Origin of the sequence: Streptococcus mitis (assembly GCF_009496285.1) — a bacterium.
Lineage (GTDB): Bacteria > Bacillota > Bacilli > Lactobacillales > Streptococcaceae > Streptococcus > Streptococcus mitis_BP.
Window position 1 is genome coordinate 1 of sequence record NZ_WIJK01000031.1, and the last position, 18,361, is coordinate 18,361.

Below are 18,361 nucleotides of genomic sequence, written 5' to 3' on the forward strand. Positions count from 1 at the left end.
TGTACCATGGTTTTCTCCTTTCGCTTTACAATTGGCTTGAACACCTTTATTGTATCGCGTTTGGAGTTTTTTTGGTATAACCTTCGACGCGCACCCGCATAGCGGGTGGTTTATTTGTCTCGCACCTAACGGAGCGAGACGGACTAATAGTCACATAATATAAAAATGTCTAGACAAACCGTCTAGACATTTTTTCTAACTTAAATTAGTTTTTTGAAGCTGCTTGGAATTCAGGGTTTTTCCAAGCTTCATCAATAATAGCTTGCAATTCTTTTGCTGAAGCTTGCATTTTTTGAGTTTCAGCATCGTTCAATGGGATGTTAACTGGACGAACGATACCGTGTGCACCAACGATAGCTGGTTGACCGATAAAGACGTTTTCAACTCCGTACTGACCTTCTTGGAATACTGAAAGTGGAAGAACAGCATTTTCATCATCAAGGATAGCTTTTGTGATACGAGCAAGGGCTACTGCGATACCGTAGTATGTTGCACCTTTTTTGTTGATGATTGAGTAAGCAGCATCACGAACTGAGATGAAGAGTTCTACAAGGTCAGCTTCATCCAAGTCACGGTTAGCTTGCAACCATTGTTCCAATTTTACACCGGCAACGTTAGCGTGTGACCAAACAGCAAACTCAGAGTCACCGTGTTCACCCATGATGTAGGCGTGAACTGAACGAGCATCAACGCCGATTTTTTCAGCAAGTGCTTGACGGAAACGAGCTGAGTCAAGTGAAGTACCTGAACCGATAACACGTTCTTTAGGGAAACCTGAGAATTTCCAAGTTGAGTAAGTCAAAACGTCAACTGGGTTAGCTGCAACAAGGAAGATACCGTCGAAACCAGAAGCAACAACTTGTTCAACGATTGATTTGTTGATAGCAAGGTTTTTACCAACAAGGTCAAGACGAGTTTCACCTGGTTTTTGTGGAGCACCAGCAGTGATAACTACAAGGTCAGCGTCCGCACAATCTTCATACTTAGCTGCATAAATTTTCTTAGGTGAAGTAAAAGCAAGCGCGTGGCTAAGGTCTTCAGCATCACCAACAGCTTTTTCAAACAATTGAGGAATTTCAATGATACCAAGTTCTTGTGCAATTCCTTGGTTAACAAGAGCAAAAGCGTATGATGATCCTACGGCACCGTCACCGACAAGGATAACTTTTTTGTGTTGTTTAGTTAATGTCATTTGTCTAAACATCTCCTTCATTTTTTAAGGGCTTCCCCTGTTTAGTTTCATTCTATCACTTTTAAATAGCTTTGTCACGGATATAACATCCACTTAGCCATGTAAACGTTTTAGTCGGATTGGAAGACTGAAATCTAGGTCAAACTATGGTATAATATATCTAGTTACTAATAGTGAAATGAGGCATTTGTTAATGCAAGATAAAAATTTAGTGAATGTCAATCTGACAAAGGAGATGAAGACCAGCTTTATCGACTACGCCATGAGTGTTATCGTATCGCGGGCCCTTCCTGATGTTCGAGATGGGTTGAAACCAGTTCATCGCCGCATTCTATACGGTATGAACGAATTGGGTGTGACACCAGATAAACCTCATAAGAAATCTGCCCGTATTACAGGGGATGTCATGGGTAAATACCACCCACACGGTGACTCATCTATCTACGAAGCTATGGTTCGTATGGCGCAATGGTGGAGTTACCGTTACATGCTTGTAGATGGGCATGGGAACTTTGGTTCCATGGATGGTGATGGTGCTGCCGCGCAACGTTATACCGAAGCACGTATGAGTAAGATTGCTCTTGAAATGCTTCGTGACATCAATAAAAATACCGTTGATTTTGTTGATAACTATGATGCCAATGAACGTGAACCTGTTGTTTTACCAGCTCGTTTTCCAAATCTTTTGGTCAATGGAGCTACAGGTATCGCTGTTGGTATGGCGACCAATATTCCACCACATAACTTGGGTGAAACCATTGATGCTGTTAAGTTAGTGATGGATAATCCAGAAGTCACCACCAAGGAATTAATGGAAGTTCTTCCTGGTCCAGATTTTCCAACTGGTGCTCTGGTCATGGGGAAATCAGGTATTCATAAGGCCTACGAAACTGGTAAAGGATCGATTGTGCTTCGTTCTCGTACTGAAATCGAAGAAACTAAGACTGGTCGCGAACGTATCGTTGTAACAGAATTTCCATACATGGTCAACAAGACTAAAGTTCATGAGCATATTGTGCGTTTAGTTCAAGAAAAACGTATCGAAGGAATTACAGCTGTTCGTGATGAATCAAACCGTGAGGGAGTTCGCTTCGTAATTGAGGTGAAGCGTGATGCGTCAGCCAATGTTATTTTGAACAACTTGTTCAAGATGACTCAAATGCAAACTAGCTTTGGATTTAACATGCTGGCTATCCAGAATGGTGTACCAAAGATTCTTTCTCTTCGTCAAATCTTGGATGCCTATATTGAGCACCAAAAAGAAGTGGTGACTCGTCGTACTCAATTTGACAAAGAGAAAGCTGAAGCGCGTGCACACATCTTAGAAGGTTTGTTGATTGCTCTGGACCACATCGACGAAGTCATTCGTATCATCCGTGCCAGTGAAACGGATGCAGAAGCCCAAGCTGAATTGATGAGCAAGTTCAAGTTATCTGAACGTCAAAGTCAGGCAATTCTTGATATGCGTCTCCGTCGATTGACAGGTTTGGAACGTGACAAGATTCAGTCAGAATATGATGAGCTTATTGCCTTGATTGCTGACTTGGCAGACATTCTTGCAAAACCAGAACGCGTAGCGCAAATTATCAAGGAAGAATTGGATGAGGTCAAACGTAAGTTTGGCGATCCACGTCGTACTGAGTTGATGGTTGGTGAAGTCTTGACTCTTGAAGATGAAGACTTGATTGAAGAGTCTGATGTCCTTATCACTCTATCAAATAAAGGTTATATCAAACGTTTGGACCAAGACGAATTTACAGCTCAAAAACGTGGTGGACGTGGCGTTCAAGGAACTGGAGTTAAGGACGATGACTTTGTGCGTGAATTGGTTTCAACCAGCACTCACGATCATTTGCTATTCTTCACCAATAAAGGACGTGTTTATCGTCTTAAGGGATATGAAATTCCAGAATACGGTCGTACAGCCAAAGGGTTGCCAGTTGTCAATCTTTTGAAACTGGATGAAGGTGAAAGCATTCAAACCATTATCAATGTTGAATCAGAACGTAGTGATGATGCTTATCTCTTCTTTACAACTCGCGCAGGTATTGTCAAAAGAACCAGTGTCAAAGAATTTGCCAACATTCGTCAAAATGGTCTCAAAGCCTTAAATCTGAAAGATGAGGATGAGTTGATTAATGTCTTACTAACTGAAAAAGACACAGATATCATCATCGGAACCAGATTAGGCTATGCAGTTCGTTTCAGTCAGTCTTCAGTTCGTAGCATGAGTCGTATTGCCACTGGTGTTAAAGGGGTAAACCTTCGTGAAGGTGATGCTGTAGTTGGAGCAAGGGTGATTACTGACCAAGATGAAGTCCTTATCATTACTGAGAAAGGATACGGTAAGCGCACAGTTGCGACTGAATATCCAACAAAAGGGCGTGCCGGTAAGGGAATGAAAACAGCCAATGTTACTGAAAAAAATGGTCCTCTGGCTGGTCTCTTAACAGTAAAAGGGGATGAAGATCTGATGATTATCACTGACACAGGTGTCATGATTCGAACCAATGTTGCCAATATTTCACAAACGGGACGTTCAACTATGGGAGTAAAAGTGATGCGTCTAGATCAAGATGCTAAGATTGTGACTTTTACAAGTGTTGCAGCAGCAGAAAAAGAAGAAGTTGGGGCAGAACAGGAAACAGAAAGTGAAGCATAATGTCTAAAAAAATCAATAAAAAGAAAAATAAACGAAAAAATCTGTTGATCAATATATTGGCAGGATTTCTGATACTGCTATCAATCGCTTTGATTTTTAACGCTAAAATCCGTGATATTTTTATGGTTTGGAATACTAATAAGTACCAAGTAAGTCAGGTATCAAAAGAAAAATTAGAAGAAAATCAGGATACAGAAGGAAATTTTGATTTCGATTCAGTGAAGGCTATCTCATCTGAAGCGGTTTTATCTTCGCAGTGGGATGCCCAACAACTTCCTGTTATTGGTGGAATTGCCATTCCTGAAGTAGAGATTAACCTACCTATCTTTAAAGGTTTAGATAATGTGAACTTGTTCTATGGGGCAGGAACCATGAAACCAAATCAAAAAATGGGAGAGGGAAATTATTCTCTCGCTAGTCACCATATTTTTACAGCTGAAAATGCCAGTCAGATGCTCTTTTCACCTTTGGTCAATGCCAAAGAAGGGATGAAAATTTATTTGACTGATAAGGAAAAGGTTTATACCTATGTCATTCGTGAAGTCAAACACGTTACACCTGACCGCGTTGATGAAATAGAAGACCGTGAGGGAATCAAAGAAATTACCTTGGTAACCTGTGTAGACTACAATGCCACAGAACGGATTATCGTGAAGGGAGATTTCAAAGAAGTGAAACCTTATGCAGAAACTCCATCAGATATCTTAGAAGCCTTTAATAAGCCTTATAAACAAAGATATTAAGAGATAAGATTAATAAAAAAGGTTTGCTAGTATTAGCGAACCTTTTTCTTGTCAATTTCAGAAAATAGATAGGAAAAAGACTTTTCAATTTTGGTAAAAAGTAGTATAATGTTTCTATTATAGAAATTTTTAGAAAATTCCGAAAGAGGTTTGTTATGGGATACACAGTTGCTGTTGTCGGCGCTACAGGTGCCGTTGGTGCTCAAATGATCAAAATGTTGGAAGAATCAACTCTTCCTATCGATAAGATTCGTTACCTTGCGTCTGCACGTTCTGCAGGAAAGATTTTGCAATTCAAAGGTCAAGATGTGACCATCGAAGAAACAACAGAAGACGCTTTTGAAGGGGTTGATATTGCTCTTTTCTCAGCTGGTGGATCAACTTCTGCAAAATATGCACCTTATGCTGTTAAGGCAGGCGCAGTCGTCGTAGATAACACTTCTTATTTCCGTCAAAATCCAGATGTACCATTGGTTGTTCCTGAAGTGAATGCCCACGCCCTTGATGCTCACAACGGAATTATCTCTTGTCCTAACTGTTCAACAATTCAAATGATGGTGGCTCTTGAGCCCGTTCGTCAAAAATGGGGATTGGACCGTATTATCGTTTCAACTTACCAAGCTGTTTCAGGTGCTGGTATGGGAGCAATTCTTGAAACTCAACGTGAGCTTCGTGAAGTCTTGAATGATGGCGTGAATCCACGTGATTTGCATGCGGAAATCTTGCCTTCAGGTGGCGATAAGAAACACTATCCAATTGCCTTCAACGCTCTTCCGCAAATTGACGTTTTCACTAATAATGATTACACTTACGAAGAGATGAAGATGACCAATGAAACCAAGAAAATCATGGAAGACGATAGCATTGCCGTATCAGCAACATGTGTACGTATTCCAGTTTTGTCAGCTCACTCTGAGTCAGTCTATATTGAAACAAAAGAAGTAGCACCAATTGAAGAAGTGAAAGCTGCTATTGCTGCATTCCCAGGTGCAGTTCTTGAAGATGATGTTGCTCACCAAATCTATCCTCAAGCAGTTAATGCTGTTGGTTCACGTGATACTTTCGTTGGACGTATCCGTAAAGATTTGGATGCAGAAAAAGGTATCCACATGTGGGTAGTATCTGATAACCTTCTTAAAGGTGCCGCTTGGAACTCAGTACAAATTGCAGAAACACTTCACGAACGTGGATTGGTTCGTCCAACAGCTGAATTAAAATTTGAATTGAAATAATGTGTAGGAGTTCTTTTGAACTCCTTCTTTAAAATAGAGAGGTGTTTTGTATGTCTTATCAAGATTTAAAAGATTGTAAAATTATCACGGCCTTTATTACTCCTTTTCATGAAGATGGCTCTATCAATTTCGATGCCATTCCAAAGTTGATTGAACATTTATTAGCACATCATACAGATGGAATTCTCCTAGCAGGAACAACTGCTGAGAGTCCGACTCTAACTCACGATGAGGAGTTGCAGTTGTTTGCGGCTGTTCAAAAGGTTGTCAACGGACGAGTTCCTTTAATCGCTGGTGTTGGTACCAATGATACACGTGACTCTATTGAGTTTGTCAAAGAGGTAGCAGAGTTTGGCGGTTTTGCGGCTGGTCTTGCGATTGTTCCTTACTATAATAAACCATCCCAAGAAGGTATGTATCAGCACTTTAAAGCCATTGCAGATGCCTCTGATTTGCCAATTATCATCTATAACATTCCAGGTCGTGTAGTTGTCGAAATGACTCCTGATACCTTACTTCGTTTGGCGGAACATCCAAACATTATCGGTGTCAAAGAATGTACCAGTCTTGCCAATATGGCTTACTTGATTGAGCATAAACCAGATGAATTCTTGGTGTACACTGGTGAGGATGGTGATGCTTTTCATGCTATGAACCTTGGTGCAGACGGAGTTATCTCTGTTGCTTCCCATACAAATGGAGATGAGATGCATGAAATGTTTACTGCAATCGAAGAAAGTGATATGAAGAAAGCGGCAGCTATTCAACGTAAATTTATTCCTAAAGTCAATGCTCTCTTCTCTTACCCAAGTCCGGCACCTGTTAAGGCGGTACTCAACTATATGGGATTTGAAGCTGGGCCAACTCGTCTACCTTTGGTTCCTACGCCTGAAGAGGATGCTAAACGCATTATCAAGGTTGTTATTGATGGGGACTACGAAGCAACCAAGGCAACTGTCACTGGAGTCCTTCGTCCTGATTACTAAGATAACTAATATAAAAAAACTTTCTAAACAAGTAAAATTGTTGGGAAGTTTTTTTCTTTTTCTACGAATAAATAGATAAAGAGAAAAACAAGGAGTCTATCATGAAAATTAAGATTGATAATTTTGAGATTTATAAGTTGAAACAAGCAGGTTTAAGTAATCAACAGGTTTTAAAGGTACTTCAATATGGAGAAATCTATGATCAAGAATTAACCCTAGAAACGATAGCAGAAGCATCTGAGTGTAGAAATCCAGTGGTTTTTATGGAACGTTACCATAAACTCACCTTTGAAAGTATGGAGCGACTACGAAGTGATTTTGAAAAATTTCCCTCTTTTTCCATCCTAGACGATGTCTATCCCTTTGCTCTCAGTGAAATCTATGATGCTCCAGTGTTGTTATTCTATAAGGGCGATTTAAATCTCTTAAAGTTGCCTAAGATTGCGGTTGTAGGCAGTCGCTCTTGTAGTCAAACAGGGACAAAATCAGTTCGTAAGGTTATTGAAGAATTAGAGAATGAGTTGGTGATTGTGAGTGGGCTTGCTAGAGGGATTGATACTGCAGCGCATATGTCTATACTTCAAGGTGGTGGAAAAACCATTGCAGTCATTGGGACTGGCTTAGATGTCTATTATCCGCGTTCTAATAAACGACTGCAGGACTACATCGGTGAATATCATTTGCTCCTGAGTGAGTATGGACCTGGTGAAGAACCCTTGAAATATCATTTTCCAGCGCGAAATAGGATTATTGCTGGTCTATGTATGGGTGTCATTGTTGCTGAGGCAAAGATGAGATCTGGTAGTTTGATTACCTGTGAGCGAGCTATGGAAGAAGGAAGAGATGTCTTTGCTATTCCAGGTAACATTTTAGATGGTCGTTCAGATGGTTGTCATCACTTGGTTCAGGAAGGTGCAAAACTTGTTTCAAGTGGTCAGGATGTGCTAGCAGAATTTGAATTTTAAGAACTAGCAAGGTTTTATCGGTTAAACTTTTCTTCTATATATAGGAGTTAAGTCTTGACAGGTTTTTAAAAATGGTTTACACTTTATAAAGTTTATTACTTTGAAAAGGTGTGATACTGTGGCTACGGCAACAAAGAAGAAAAAATCAACAGTTAAAAAAAATTTAGTAATCGTGGAATCGCCTGCAAAGGCTAAAACGATTGAAAAATACCTGGGTAGAAATTATAAGGTTTTAGCCAGTGTTGGTCATATTCGTGATTTGAAAAAATCCAGTATGTCAGTCGATGTAGAAAATAATTATGAACCCCAATATATCAATATTCGTGGGAAAGGTCCTCTGATCAATGACTTGAAAAAAGAAGCTAAGAAAGCCAATAAAGTCTTTCTCGCGAGTGACCCGGACCGTGAAGGAGAAGCAATTTCTTGGCATTTAGCTCATATTCTCAATCTAGATGAAAATGATGCTAATCGTGTTGTTTTCAACGAGATTACAAAAGATGCGGTTAAAAATGCTTTTAAAGAACCTCGTAAGATTGACATGGATTTGGTGGATGCCCAACAAGCCCGTCGTGTCTTGGACCGCTTGGTAGGTTATTCTATTTCACCAATTTTATGGAAAAAGGTCAAGAAGGGCTTGTCAGCTGGCCGTGTTCAGTCTGTTGCTCTCAAGTTAATCATTGACCGTGAAAATGAGATTAATGCATTTCAACCAGAAGAATATTGGACTATTGATGGAGTCTTCAAAAAGGGGACTAAGCAATTCCAAGCATCCTTCTATGGAATGAATGGCAAGAAGATGAAATTGACAAGCAATGAAGAGGTCAAAGAAATCTTGTCTCATCTATCCAGCAAAGACTTTACAGTTGATCAGGTAGATAAAAAAGAACGCAAGCGTAACGCTCCACTCCCTTATACTACCTCAACTATGCAGATGGATGCAGCTAATAAAATCAATTTCCGTACTCGAAAGACCATGATGGTTGCCCAGCAACTCTATGAAGGGATTAATATTGGTACGGGCGTCCAAGGTTTGATTACCTATATGCGTACAGACTCGACTCGTATCAGTCCAGTTGCTCAAAATGAAGCTGCAAACTACATTAATGAACGTTTTGGCAGTAACTATTCTAAACATGGCAGCAAGGTAAAGAATGCGACTGGTGCACAGGATGCCCATGAGGCTATCCGCCCATCAAGTGTCTTTAACACGCCAGAAAAAATTGCTAAGTATTTGGATAAAGACCAACTTAAGCTTTATACCCTTATCTGGAATCGCTTTGTAGCGAGTCAGATGACGGGTGCTATCTTTGATACCATGGCTGTGAAGCTCTCTCAAAATGGAGTTCAGTTTGCAGCGAATGGTAGTCAGGTCAAATTTGACGGTTACTTGGCCATTTACAATGATTCAGATAAGAATAAGATGTTGCCGGATATGGTAGTTGGTGATGTCGTCAAGCAGGTCAATAGTAAGCCTGAGCAACACTTCACTCAACCGCCAGCACGTTATTCGGAAGCGACACTGATTAAAACTTTGGAAGAAAACGGAGTCGGTCGCCCATCAACTTATGCACCTACAATTGAAACCATTCAAAAGCGCTATTATGTGCGTTTGGCAGCCAAGCGTTTTGAACCGACAGAATTGGGAGAAATTGTCAACAAGCTCATCGTTGAATATTTCCCAGATATCGTAAACGTAACCTTCACAGCTGAAATGGAAGGCAAACTAGATGATGTCGAAGTCGGAAAAGAGCAGTGGCAACGTGTTATAGACACCTTTTACAAACCATTCTCTAAAGAAGTCGCCAAGGCTGAAGAAGAAATGGAAAAAATCCAGATCAAGGATGAATCAGCTGGATTTGACTGTGAAGTGTGTGGCAGTCCGATGGTTATTAAACTTGGTCGTTTTGGTAAGTTCTACGCTTGTAGCAATTTCCCAGATTGCCGTCATACCCAAGCAATCGTGAAAGAAATCGGTGTAGAGTGTCCAAGTTGTCATCAGGGACAAATCATTGAGCGTAAAACAAAACGTAACCGCCTTTTCTATGGTTGCAATCGCTATCCAGAGTGTGAATTCACTTCTTGGGACAAGCCTGTTGGCCGAGATTGTCCAAAATGTGGTAACTTCCTCATGGAGAAAAAAGTCCGTGGTGGCGGTAAGCAGATCGTTTGTAGCAATGGTGATTACGAAGAAGAAAAAATCAAATAAAATGAGTCCTGAAAGTAAATTTCAGGCTCTTTTTAGTAAAGGCTTGACAAAATTCATCATTGTATGTGAAACTAGAAGAAGATTATTTTATACTCAATGAAAATCAAAGAGCAAACTAGGAAGCTAGCCGCAGGCTGCTCAAAGCACTGCTTTGAGGTTGTAGATAGAACTGACGAAGTCAGTAACATATATACGGTAAGGCGACGCTGACGTGGTTTGAATTTAATTTTCGAAGAGTATTAACTAGGAGAAGTTATGCGTATTATCTATCTGATTATTGGATTTCTGTCATTAGCTCTGGCTATTGTTGGAGTTGTCTTGCCCTTGTTGCCCACGACTCCTTTTCTTTTGTTGTCTATTGCTTGTTTTTCGAGAAGTTCCAAGCGTTTTGAAGATTGGCTTTATCATACCAAACTTTATCAGACTTACGTGGCGGACTTTCGTGAGACCAAGTCTATTGCGCGTGAACGTAAGAAAAAAATTATTGTATCGATTTATATCCTGATGGGAATTTCCATTTATTTTGCGCCTCTTTTACCAGTCAAAATCGGTTTGGGATGTTTAACCATCTTTATTACCTACTATCTTTTTAAGGTGATTCCTGATAAAGAATAGCTTTAATAAGTAACGATTTTCCTTGATAAAAACAAAAACATATTCGAAATAATATGATATAATAAATTTAAACTAATCTTCAAGGAGAATCAAATGATTTACGAATTTTGTGCTGAAAATGTAACTTTGCTTGAAAAAGCTATGCAGGCAGGAGCTCGCCGCATCGAGCTCTGTGATAATCTAGCAGTTGGTGGAACAACTCCAAGCTACGGAGTGACCAAGGCAGCTGTGGAACTGGCTGCCGACTACGATACGACCATTATGACTATGATTCGACCACGTGGTGGTGATTTTGTCTACAATGACCTCGAGATTGCTATTATGCTCGAGGATATTCGTCTAACTGCTCAAGCAGGGAGCCAAGGCGTTGTCTTTGGTGCATTGACTGCTGATAAGAAGTTGGACAAGGCCAATCTTGAAAAATTGATTGCTGCATCTAAAGGTATGGAAATTGTTTTCCATATGGCTTTTGATGAATTGAGCGACCAAGATCAGTTGGAAGCTATTGATTGGCTTAGCCAAGCTGGAGTGACACGCATTCTGACTCGTGCTGGTGTATCTGGCGACTCGTTAGAGAAACGTTTTGCTCACTATCATAGAATTCTAGAACACGCTGCAGGAAAAATTGAAATTTTACCTGGTGGAGGGATTGACATGGACAACCGTCAAACCTTTATTGACCAACTGGGTGTGACACAATTACATGGAACTAAGGTCGTCTTTTAATAAATAGAAAGGAACTGCTAGCTTTTGGTAGCAGTTTTCGCTTATGTTTGAAATTTTTAAAGCTTATCAGTTTAATAGTAAAAAGGCTAAAGAGTATGGATTTGTAGAAAATCAAGGCGTATGGAACCATAGTTCGACTATCTTGCACGGAGATTTTCTCATGAGAGTTATAGTTGTGGACGGAGACTTATCTTTTCAAGTTTTTGACAAGGAAACTGGTGATCTTTATCCTCAAGTTCACATGGAAAGTATGAGAGGTACTTTTGTTGGAACTGTTCGAGAGGCTTGTTTAGAAGTTCTTTATGAAATCCGAAAGGCCTGTTTTGACGTGCAGGGATTTCTCTGTCCACAGACTAAGAGAATTATGGCAGTTGTTCAAGAAAAGTATGGAAATCAATTGGAATATCTATGGGAGAAATCCCCTGATACAGCTGTTTTGCGCCATGAGGACAATCAAAAGTGGTATGCTGTTTTGATGAGAATCTCTTGGGATAAGCTTGAAAAGGGCAGAGAAGGATTAGTGGAAGCAGTTAATCTCAAACAGGATCAAGTATCTGATTTGTTGGTAAAAAAAGGGATTTATCCAGCCTTTCATATGAATAAGCGCTATTGGATAAGTGTGCCACTTGATGACAGTTTATCAGATGAAGAGGTACTTGAATTGATCGAAAAAAGTTGGAACTTGACCTTGAAAAAGTAACTAGTTTTGCTTGATTTTTCAAATACTTTCAATTAGCAAAATATTCTTTACTGAAGAAATTTTCAGAAAATATTGGATTTTTTCTTGACATGTGTTTTTTCCTATGCTAAAATACTAAGCAAGATATCAAACGAAGGAGAAAGTCAAACATGAAAACAGCTAAGTTTAATCAATTTGCTTTGTTGTTGAGATACTCGGGCTAGTGCAAAAGCATTAGTCCTGTTTGGCTTACCAAGCGGGAGTAAATCAACATCTCGCTTGGAACTCCGAGCGAGATGTTTTTTTAAAACCGAATTTAGAAAAGGGGAAATCTTATGAGAACAGTTGAATTTCTAGATACTAGCCTTCGAGATGGTGAGCAGACACCAGGTGTTAATTTTTCAATCAAGGAAAAGATTGCCATTGCAAGACAACTGGAAAAATGGGGAATTTCGGCAATTGAAGCTGGTTTTCCAGCAGCTAGTCCAGACTCATTTACTGCAGTTCAGGAAATCGCAAAAGTCTTGAAGAAAACAGCGGTAACTGGTTTAGCTCGCTCTGTTAAATCAGATATTGACGCTTGTTATGAAGCACTTAAGGATGCTAAGTATCCACAAATCCATGTCTTTATTGCAACTAGTCCTATTCATCGTGAATTTAAGTTGAATAAGAGTAAAGAGGAAATATTGGAAGCTATTAAAGAGCATGTTTCCTATGCAAGGAGTAAGTTTGAAGTAGTAGAGTTCTCTCCAGAGGATGCGACAAGAACTGAGCTGGATTTCCTCTTACAAGTCGTTCAAACAGCGATAGACGCAGGTGCGACCTATATCAATATTCCTGACACGGTTGGTTTTACCACACCAGAGGAATATGGGAATATCTTCAAGTATCTGATTGACAATGTTAAAACTGACCGTCAGATTATCTATTCGCCTCACTGTCACGATGATCTTGGCATGGCAGTTGCAAATAGCCTTTCTGCTGTTAAGAATGGTGCAGGGCGTGTTGAAGGAACCATTAATGGTATTGGAGAACGAGCTGGGAATGCTGCTTTAGAAGAAATAGCGGTAGCCCTCAATATTCGACAAGATTATTACCAAGCAGAGACAAGTATTGTCCTAAATGAAACAATGAACACGTCAGAAATGCTTTCTCGCTTTTCAGGTATTCCAGTTCCTAAAAACAAGGCTGTCGTCGGTGGCAATGCCTTCTCGCACGAATCTGGTATTCACCAAGACGGAGTCCTTAAAAATCCTCTTACTTATGAAATCATCACTCCTGAATTGGTCGGTGTTAAGAGTAACAGCCTCCCACTTGGAAAATTGTCTGGTCGCCATGCCTTTGTAGAGAAACTAAGAGAATTGGCCCTAGACTTTACAGAAGAGGACATCCAACCACTCTTTGTTAAATTCAAGGCACTGGCCGACAAGAAACAAGAAATCACAGATGCAGATATTCGTGCTCTGGTAGCTGGAACCATGGTTGAAAATCCAGAAGGCTTCCATTTTGATGATTTACAACTGCAAACCCATGCAGATAATGACATTGAAGCACTCGTTAGCCTAGCCAATATGGATGGTGAAAAAGTCGAATTTAATGCGACAGGGCAAGGTTCCGTTGAAGCAATCTTTAATGCTATCGACAAATTCTTCAATCAATCCGTCCGCTTGGTGTCCTATACTATTGACGCTGTGACAGATGGAATTGATGCCCAGGCTCGGGTATTAGTCACTGTTGAAAACAGAGATACAGAAACCATTTTTAACGCAGCAGGTCTTGATTTCGATGTGTTGAAGGCTTCGGCTATTGCCTACATCAATGCTAATACCTTTGTTCAAAAAGAGAATGCTGGTGAGATGGGACGTAGCGTTTCCTATCGCGATATGCCTAGTGTGTAAAGGAGAAGACTATGACAAAGAAAATAGTAACTCTAGCAGGGGACGGAATTGGCCCAGAAATCATGGAGGCTGGTTTAGAGGTTCTGGAAGCCCTAGCTGAAAAAACAGGCTTTGACTATGAGATAGACAGACGGCCCTTTGGCGGAGCGGGTATTGATGTTACAGGACATCCCTTACCAGATGAAACCCTCAAGGTATGTCGTGAAGCAGATGCCATTCTCCTAGCGGCTATCGGTAGTCCCCAGTATGATGGAGCAGCGGTTCGGCCTGAACAAGGCTTGCTGGCTCTTCGTAAGGAACTCAATCTCTATGCTAATATTCGCCCTGTAAAAATCTTTGACAGTCTTAAGCATTTGTCACCTCTCAAACCGGAACGAATTGCTGGGGTGGACTTTGTCGTTGTGCGGGAGTTGACAGGCGGGATTTACTTTGGTGATCATATCCTTGAAGAAAAAAAAGCGCGTGATATCAACGATTATAGCTATGAGGAAGTAGAACGAATTATTCGCAAGGCTTTTGAAATTGCAAGAAGTCGGAGAAAAATCCTTACCAGTATTGATAAGCAAAATGTTTTGGCAACCTCAAAACTCTGGCGGAAAGTAGCTGAGAAGGTATCACAGGATTTCCCAGATGTGACCTTGGAACACCAGTTAGTGGACTCAGCTGCCATGCTCATGATTACCAATCCTGCCAAGTTTGATGTTATTGTAACGGAGAATCTTTTTGGAGATATTCTTTCTGATGAATCAAGCGTTCTATCTGGTACACTCGGGGTTATGCCATCAGCCAGTCATTCTGAAAATGGCCCAAGTCTTTATGAACCCATTCACGGTTCAGCGCCTGATATTGCAGGTCAAGGAATTGCCAATCCTATCTCCATGATATTATCTGTTGCTATGATGTTGAGAGACAGCTTTGGACGTTATGAGGATGCGCAGCGTATCGAACGTGCTGTAGAAGAAACTTTAGCTGCTGGCATTTTAACAAGAGATATAGGAGGACAGGCTTCGACTAGAGAAATGACAGAAGCCATTATCGCAAGACTATGAAATTAAACGAAGGAATTACTTTTGCCCTCCTGATTTGGAATCTCATCATTTTCTTGATATATGGCATTGACAAATTCAAGGCAAGAAGAGGTGCTTGGCGAATACCTGAAAAATATTTACTATCATTTGCATTTTTTTGTGGTGGTTTTGGTGCCTGGTTGGCAGGACTCACTTTTCATCACAAGACTAGAAAATGGTACTTTAAAACAGTTTGGTTCCTAGGAATAGTAACTACACTAGTAGCTTTGTATTTTGTATGGAGGTAATGAATGGCAGGAAAATCAATTTTTGATAAATTATGGGACCTCCATGTGATCACAGGAGAAGAGGGACAACCACAACTCATGTATGTGGATCAACACTATATCCACGAAGTGACCAGTCCTCAGGCATTTCAAGGATTACGAGACGCAGGACGCAGATTGAGACGACCAGACTTGACATTTGGTACCTTTGACCACAATGTACCGACAGTTAATATCTACGATATTCGAGATGTAATTTCCAAGGCTCAAATTGATAAGTTGGCGGAGAATGTTGAGGAATTCGGGATTGAACATGCGGCCCATGGTTCTGAAAAACAGGGCATCGTTCATATGGTTGGTCCCGAAACAGGACGAACACAACCAGGAAAATTCATCGTCTGTGGTGATAGCCATACAGCAACCCATGGAGCTTTTGGAGCGATTGCCTTTGGAATTGGGACCAGTGAGGTCGAGCACGTATTTGCTACTCAAACCATTTGGCAGGTTAAGCCAAAGAAAATGTTGGTGGAATTCACAGGAGTTCCTCAAAAAGGAGTCTATTCCAAGGATTTCATTCTAGCCTTGATTGCCAAATACGGTGTTGCTTGTGGTGTTGGCTACGTAGTAGAATATCGTGGCCAAGCGGTTGATGCACTTAGTATGGAAGAGCGAATGACCATCTGCAATATGTCTATCGAGTTTGGCTCTAAGATGGGAATCATGAATCCAGATCAGAAGACCTATGATTATCTCAAGGGACGCGAGTGTGTTCCCAAAGATTTTGACGCAGCAGTTGCTGACTGGAAAAGGCTGGTCAGTGATGACGATGCCGTCTATGACAAGGTTATCCGAATGGATGTCTCTGAATTGGCTCCTATGGTGACTTGGGGAACCAATCCAGCTATGGGTGTTGACTTTGATTCTAGCTTCCCAGAAATAAAGGATATGAATGATGAACGTGCTTATCATTACATGGATTTACAACCAGGTCAGAAACCAGCAGATATCCAACTAGGCTATGTCTTTATCGGTTCTTGTACCAATGCTAGACTAAGTGATTTACAGCTGGCAGCTCGATTTGTTGAAGGGAAGAAGATTGCCCCTAACTTAACAGCTATTGTGGTACCTGGTTCTCGACCAGTCAAGCGAGCTGCTGAGAAGTTGGGCTTGGATAAGGTTTTCTTAGATGCTGGCTTTGAGTGGAGAGACCCAGGTTGCTCCATGTGCCTAGGAATGAATCCTGACAAGGTACCAGATGGTGTTCACTGCGCCTCAACTAGCAATCGTAACTTTGAAGATCGTCAGGGATTTGGAGCGAAGACTCATCTTTGTAGTCCAGCAATGGCAGCTGCGGCAGCTATCGCAGGACGTTTCGTAGACGTTCGGCAAATGCCAGAGGCCCAGTAAGGAGAGGATATGGAAAAATTTACAGTTTATACAGGAACAACGGTTCCTCTTATGAATGATAATATTGATACCGACCAAATCCTACCCAAGCAGTTTCTCAAGTTAATTGATAAGAAAGGATTTGGTAAGTACCTCATGTATGCTTGGCGTTATCTGGATGATCGGTATACTGAGGACCCAGACTTTGTCTTTAACCGACCTGAATATCGCAAAGCTAGTATTCTCATCACAGGAGATAATTTTGGGGCTGGTTCTTCGAGGGAACACGCAGCTTGGGCATTAGCAGACTACGGCTTTAAGGTCGTGATTGCCGGATCTTTTGGAGATATTCATTACAATAATGAACTCAATAATGGCATGTTACCCATTGTTCAACCTAGGGAAGTTAGAGAAAAACTCGCCCAGCTCCAACCAACTGACCAAGTGACGGTTGACTTGGAACAACAAATAATCATCTCACCAGTTGGAGAATTCTCCTTTGAAATTGATAGCGAGTGGAAACACAAGCTCTTAAATGGTTTGGATGATATCGGTATTACCTTGCAGTACGAAGATTTGATTGCTGCTTACGAAAAACAACGCCCAGCTTATTGGCAGGATTAGAGTAAATATAGAAAAGGAAACAGAACTATGACAAAACACATTCAATGGGACGGAACACTTTCACAAGAAGGCTATGACATTTTAAAAGGTGAGGGCGGATGTATTGTTTGCCCTACAAAAGTTGGTTACATCATCATGACTAGCGATAAGGCAGGTCTTGAACGTAAGTTTGAAGCCAAAGAACGTAGTCGTAACAAACCAGGCGTAGTCCTCTGTGGAAGCATGGATGAGCTTCGCGCTTTAGCTCAACTCAACCCTGAAATCGAAGCCTTCTATCAAAAACATTGGGATGAAGATATTCTTCTTGGTTGTATTCTTCCTTGGAAACCAGAAGCCTTTGAGAAATTGAAAGTATACGGTGATGGCCGTGAAGAACTCATGACTGACGTTCGTGGAACGAGCTGCTTTGTTATCAAATTTGGGAAAGCTGGTGAACAGTTAGCTGCCAAACTTTGGGAAGAAGGGAAAATGGTCTACGCTTCATCTGCAAACCCATCTGGAAAAGGAAATCGTGGTAAGGTTGAAGGTATCGGTCAACGTATCGAAGGAGCAGTGGACCTTGTTATAGAAGCTGACGACTATGTTGCTTCAATCCAGCCAGACAAAACAGTTGAAACTCGCTACGAGCAAGGTGTGATGGTGTCTATGGTTGATAAAGACGGCAAACTCATCCCAGAACAAGGAGGAGCACGCTCAACTTCACCAGCTCCAGTTGTTATCCGTAAAGGGCTTGACATTGATAAAATCATGATGCACCTGTCAGATACCTTTAACTCATGGGACTACCGTCAAGGGGAGTATTATTAGGATGTAGAAGAAGTGAGGTTTATACTCTTCGAAAATCTCTTCAAACCACGTCAGCGTCGCCTTACCGTAGATATATGTAACTGACTTCGTCAGTCTTATCTACAACCTCAAAGCAGTGCTTTGAGCAGCCTGCGGCTAGCTTCCTAGTTTGCTCTTTGATTTTAAATGAGTATTAAATTGTGATAAGTTGAGTTAATTGGATTAAGAACCTCAAAAAAACGGCTCTATAATATTTGTAGTGGTTAAATCCCCTATAGATATTATGGAGCCTATTTTGTTGTAGAAAAAAAGTCCCATATGACCTATAATGAAAAGCGACAAAACAACTCATTAGAAAGATTCATAT

At 40.8% G+C, this 18,361-nt stretch carries 16 protein-coding genes; 15 read left to right on the plus strand and 1 reads right to left on the minus strand.

Going from position 1 to position 18,361, the window contains the following annotated elements; genetic code table 11:
• Nucleotides 1–205: 205 nt before the first annotated feature.
• Nucleotides 206–1,192: an L-lactate dehydrogenase gene (locus GEZ89_RS08730; protein ID WP_000176425.1), complete on the minus strand. Its 987-nt coding sequence runs from the start codon at nt 1,190–1,192 to the stop codon at nt 206–208.
• Nucleotides 1,193–1,385: 193 nt separating this feature from the next.
• Here GEZ89_RS08730 and gyrA point away from each other — a divergent pair, with 193 nt between their 5' ends.
• From gyrA to GEZ89_RS08805, 15 genes are all read left to right on the plus strand, one after another.
• A complete protein-coding gene (gyrA, locus tag GEZ89_RS08735) occupies nt 1,386–3,854 on the plus strand; it encodes a DNA gyrase subunit A (protein ID WP_075232434.1) in 2,469 nt (822 codons plus the stop codon).
• Nucleotides 3,854–4,597 (plus strand): class A sortase, encoded by a 744-nt coding sequence (locus GEZ89_RS08740; RefSeq protein WP_153225724.1) that lies wholly within the window; start codon nt 3,854–3,856, stop codon nt 4,595–4,597. Before gyrA ends, GEZ89_RS08740 begins: the two co-directional genes overlap by 1 nt.
• Nucleotides 4,598–4,752: 155 nt before the next feature.
• Nucleotides 4,753–5,829, plus strand: a complete 1,077-nt coding sequence (locus GEZ89_RS08745; protein ID WP_153225725.1) for an aspartate-semialdehyde dehydrogenase — start codon at nt 4,753–4,755, stop codon at nt 5,827–5,829.
• A gap of 50 nt (nt 5,830–5,879) precedes the next feature.
• On the plus strand, nt 5,880–6,815 hold the full coding sequence (gene dapA / locus GEZ89_RS08750) for a 4-hydroxy-tetrahydrodipicolinate synthase (RefSeq protein ID WP_153225726.1): 936 nt from the start codon (nt 5,880–5,882) through the stop codon (nt 6,813–6,815).
• Nucleotides 6,816–6,922: 107 nt separating this feature from the next.
• Nucleotides 6,923–7,780: a DNA-processing protein DprA gene (gene dprA / locus GEZ89_RS08755; protein ID WP_348982762.1), complete on the plus strand. Its 858-nt coding sequence runs from the start codon at nt 6,923–6,925 to the stop codon at nt 7,778–7,780.
• A gap of 118 nt (nt 7,781–7,898) precedes the next feature.
• Entirely contained in the window at nt 7,899–9,986 is a 2,088-nt protein-coding gene (gene topA, locus GEZ89_RS08760; protein WP_322741505.1) for a type I DNA topoisomerase, read from the plus strand.
• Nucleotides 9,987–10,241: 255 nt separating this feature from the next.
• Nucleotides 10,242–10,601 (plus strand): YbaN family protein, encoded by a 360-nt coding sequence (locus GEZ89_RS08765; RefSeq protein WP_045763427.1) that lies wholly within the window; start codon nt 10,242–10,244, stop codon nt 10,599–10,601.
• Between the two features lie 93 nt (nt 10,602–10,694).
• Nucleotides 10,695–11,327, plus strand: coding sequence for a copper homeostasis protein CutC (locus GEZ89_RS08770; RefSeq protein WP_153225729.1), 633 nt, complete (start codon nt 10,695–10,697; stop codon nt 11,325–11,327).
• A gap of 43 nt (nt 11,328–11,370) precedes the next feature.
• Nucleotides 11,371–12,027, plus strand: coding sequence for an MmcQ/YjbR family DNA-binding protein (locus tag GEZ89_RS08775; RefSeq protein ID WP_153225730.1), 657 nt, complete (start codon nt 11,371–11,373; stop codon nt 12,025–12,027).
• 314 nt (nt 12,028–12,341) lie between these two features.
• Nucleotides 12,342–13,904, plus strand: a complete 1,563-nt coding sequence (locus GEZ89_RS08780) for a 2-isopropylmalate synthase (protein WP_153225731.1) — start codon at nt 12,342–12,344, stop codon at nt 13,902–13,904.
• Between the two features lie 11 nt (nt 13,905–13,915).
• Nucleotides 13,916–14,953: a 3-isopropylmalate dehydrogenase gene (gene leuB / locus GEZ89_RS08785; protein ID WP_153225732.1), complete on the plus strand. Its 1,038-nt coding sequence runs from the start codon at nt 13,916–13,918 to the stop codon at nt 14,951–14,953.
• A complete protein-coding gene (locus tag GEZ89_RS08790; protein WP_049509218.1) occupies nt 14,950–15,219 on the plus strand; it encodes a DUF1294 domain-containing protein in 270 nt (89 codons plus the stop codon). Before leuB ends, GEZ89_RS08790 begins: the two co-directional genes overlap by 4 nt.
• 3 nt (nt 15,220–15,222) lie before the next feature.
• On the plus strand, nt 15,223–16,605 hold the full coding sequence (gene leuC / locus GEZ89_RS08795; RefSeq protein WP_153225733.1) for a 3-isopropylmalate dehydratase large subunit: 1,383 nt from the start codon (nt 15,223–15,225) through the stop codon (nt 16,603–16,605).
• 9 nt (nt 16,606–16,614) lie between these two features.
• Nucleotides 16,615–17,208 carry a 3-isopropylmalate dehydratase small subunit gene (leuD, locus tag GEZ89_RS08800; protein WP_153225734.1) on the plus strand — a complete coding sequence of 198 codons (594 nt, stop codon included), beginning with the start codon at nt 16,615–16,617 and terminating at the stop codon, nt 17,206–17,208.
• Nucleotides 17,209–17,235: 27 nt separating this feature from the next.
• The gene (locus GEZ89_RS08805) at nt 17,236–18,015 is read left to right on the plus strand and encodes an L-threonylcarbamoyladenylate synthase (protein ID WP_153225735.1); all 780 of its coding nucleotides are present in this window, start codon (nt 17,236–17,238) and stop codon (nt 18,013–18,015) included.
• The last annotated feature ends 346 nt before the right edge of the window (nt 18,016–18,361 follow it).

What these genes read in the sequence shown, in the direction of transcription:
- leuD (WP_153225734.1), top strand. Translation starts at nt 16,615, where the DNA reads ATGGAAAAATTTACAGTTTATACAGGAACAACGGTTCCTCTTATGAAT.
- gyrA (WP_075232434.1), top strand. Translation starts at nt 1,386, where the DNA reads ATGCAAGATAAAAATTTAGTGAATGTCAATCTGACAAAGGAGATGAAG.
- leuC (WP_153225733.1), top strand. Translation starts at nt 15,223, where the DNA reads ATGGCAGGAAAATCAATTTTTGATAAATTATGGGACCTCCATGTGATC.
- GEZ89_RS08790 (WP_049509218.1), top strand. Translation starts at nt 14,950, where the DNA reads ATGAAATTAAACGAAGGAATTACTTTTGCCCTCCTGATTTGGAATCTC.
- dapA (WP_153225726.1), top strand. Translation starts at nt 5,880, where the DNA reads ATGTCTTATCAAGATTTAAAAGATTGTAAAATTATCACGGCCTTTATT.
- GEZ89_RS08775 (WP_153225730.1), top strand. Translation starts at nt 11,371, where the DNA reads ATGTTTGAAATTTTTAAAGCTTATCAGTTTAATAGTAAAAAGGCTAAA.
- GEZ89_RS08740 (WP_153225724.1), top strand. Translation starts at nt 3,854, where the DNA reads ATGTCTAAAAAAATCAATAAAAAGAAAAATAAACGAAAAAATCTGTTG.
- GEZ89_RS08765 (WP_045763427.1), top strand. Translation starts at nt 10,242, where the DNA reads ATGCGTATTATCTATCTGATTATTGGATTTCTGTCATTAGCTCTGGCT.
- GEZ89_RS08780 (WP_153225731.1), top strand. Translation starts at nt 12,342, where the DNA reads ATGAGAACAGTTGAATTTCTAGATACTAGCCTTCGAGATGGTGAGCAG.
- GEZ89_RS08805 (WP_153225735.1), top strand. Translation starts at nt 17,236, where the DNA reads ATGACAAAACACATTCAATGGGACGGAACACTTTCACAAGAAGGCTAT.
- GEZ89_RS08770 (WP_153225729.1), top strand. Translation starts at nt 10,695, where the DNA reads ATGATTTACGAATTTTGTGCTGAAAATGTAACTTTGCTTGAAAAAGCT.
- leuB (WP_153225732.1), top strand. Translation starts at nt 13,916, where the DNA reads ATGACAAAGAAAATAGTAACTCTAGCAGGGGACGGAATTGGCCCAGAA.
- GEZ89_RS08745 (WP_153225725.1), top strand. Translation starts at nt 4,753, where the DNA reads ATGGGATACACAGTTGCTGTTGTCGGCGCTACAGGTGCCGTTGGTGCT.
- GEZ89_RS08730 (WP_000176425.1), bottom strand. Translation starts at nt 1,192, where the DNA reads ATGACATTAACTAAACAACACAAAAAAGTTATCCTTGTCGGTGACGGT.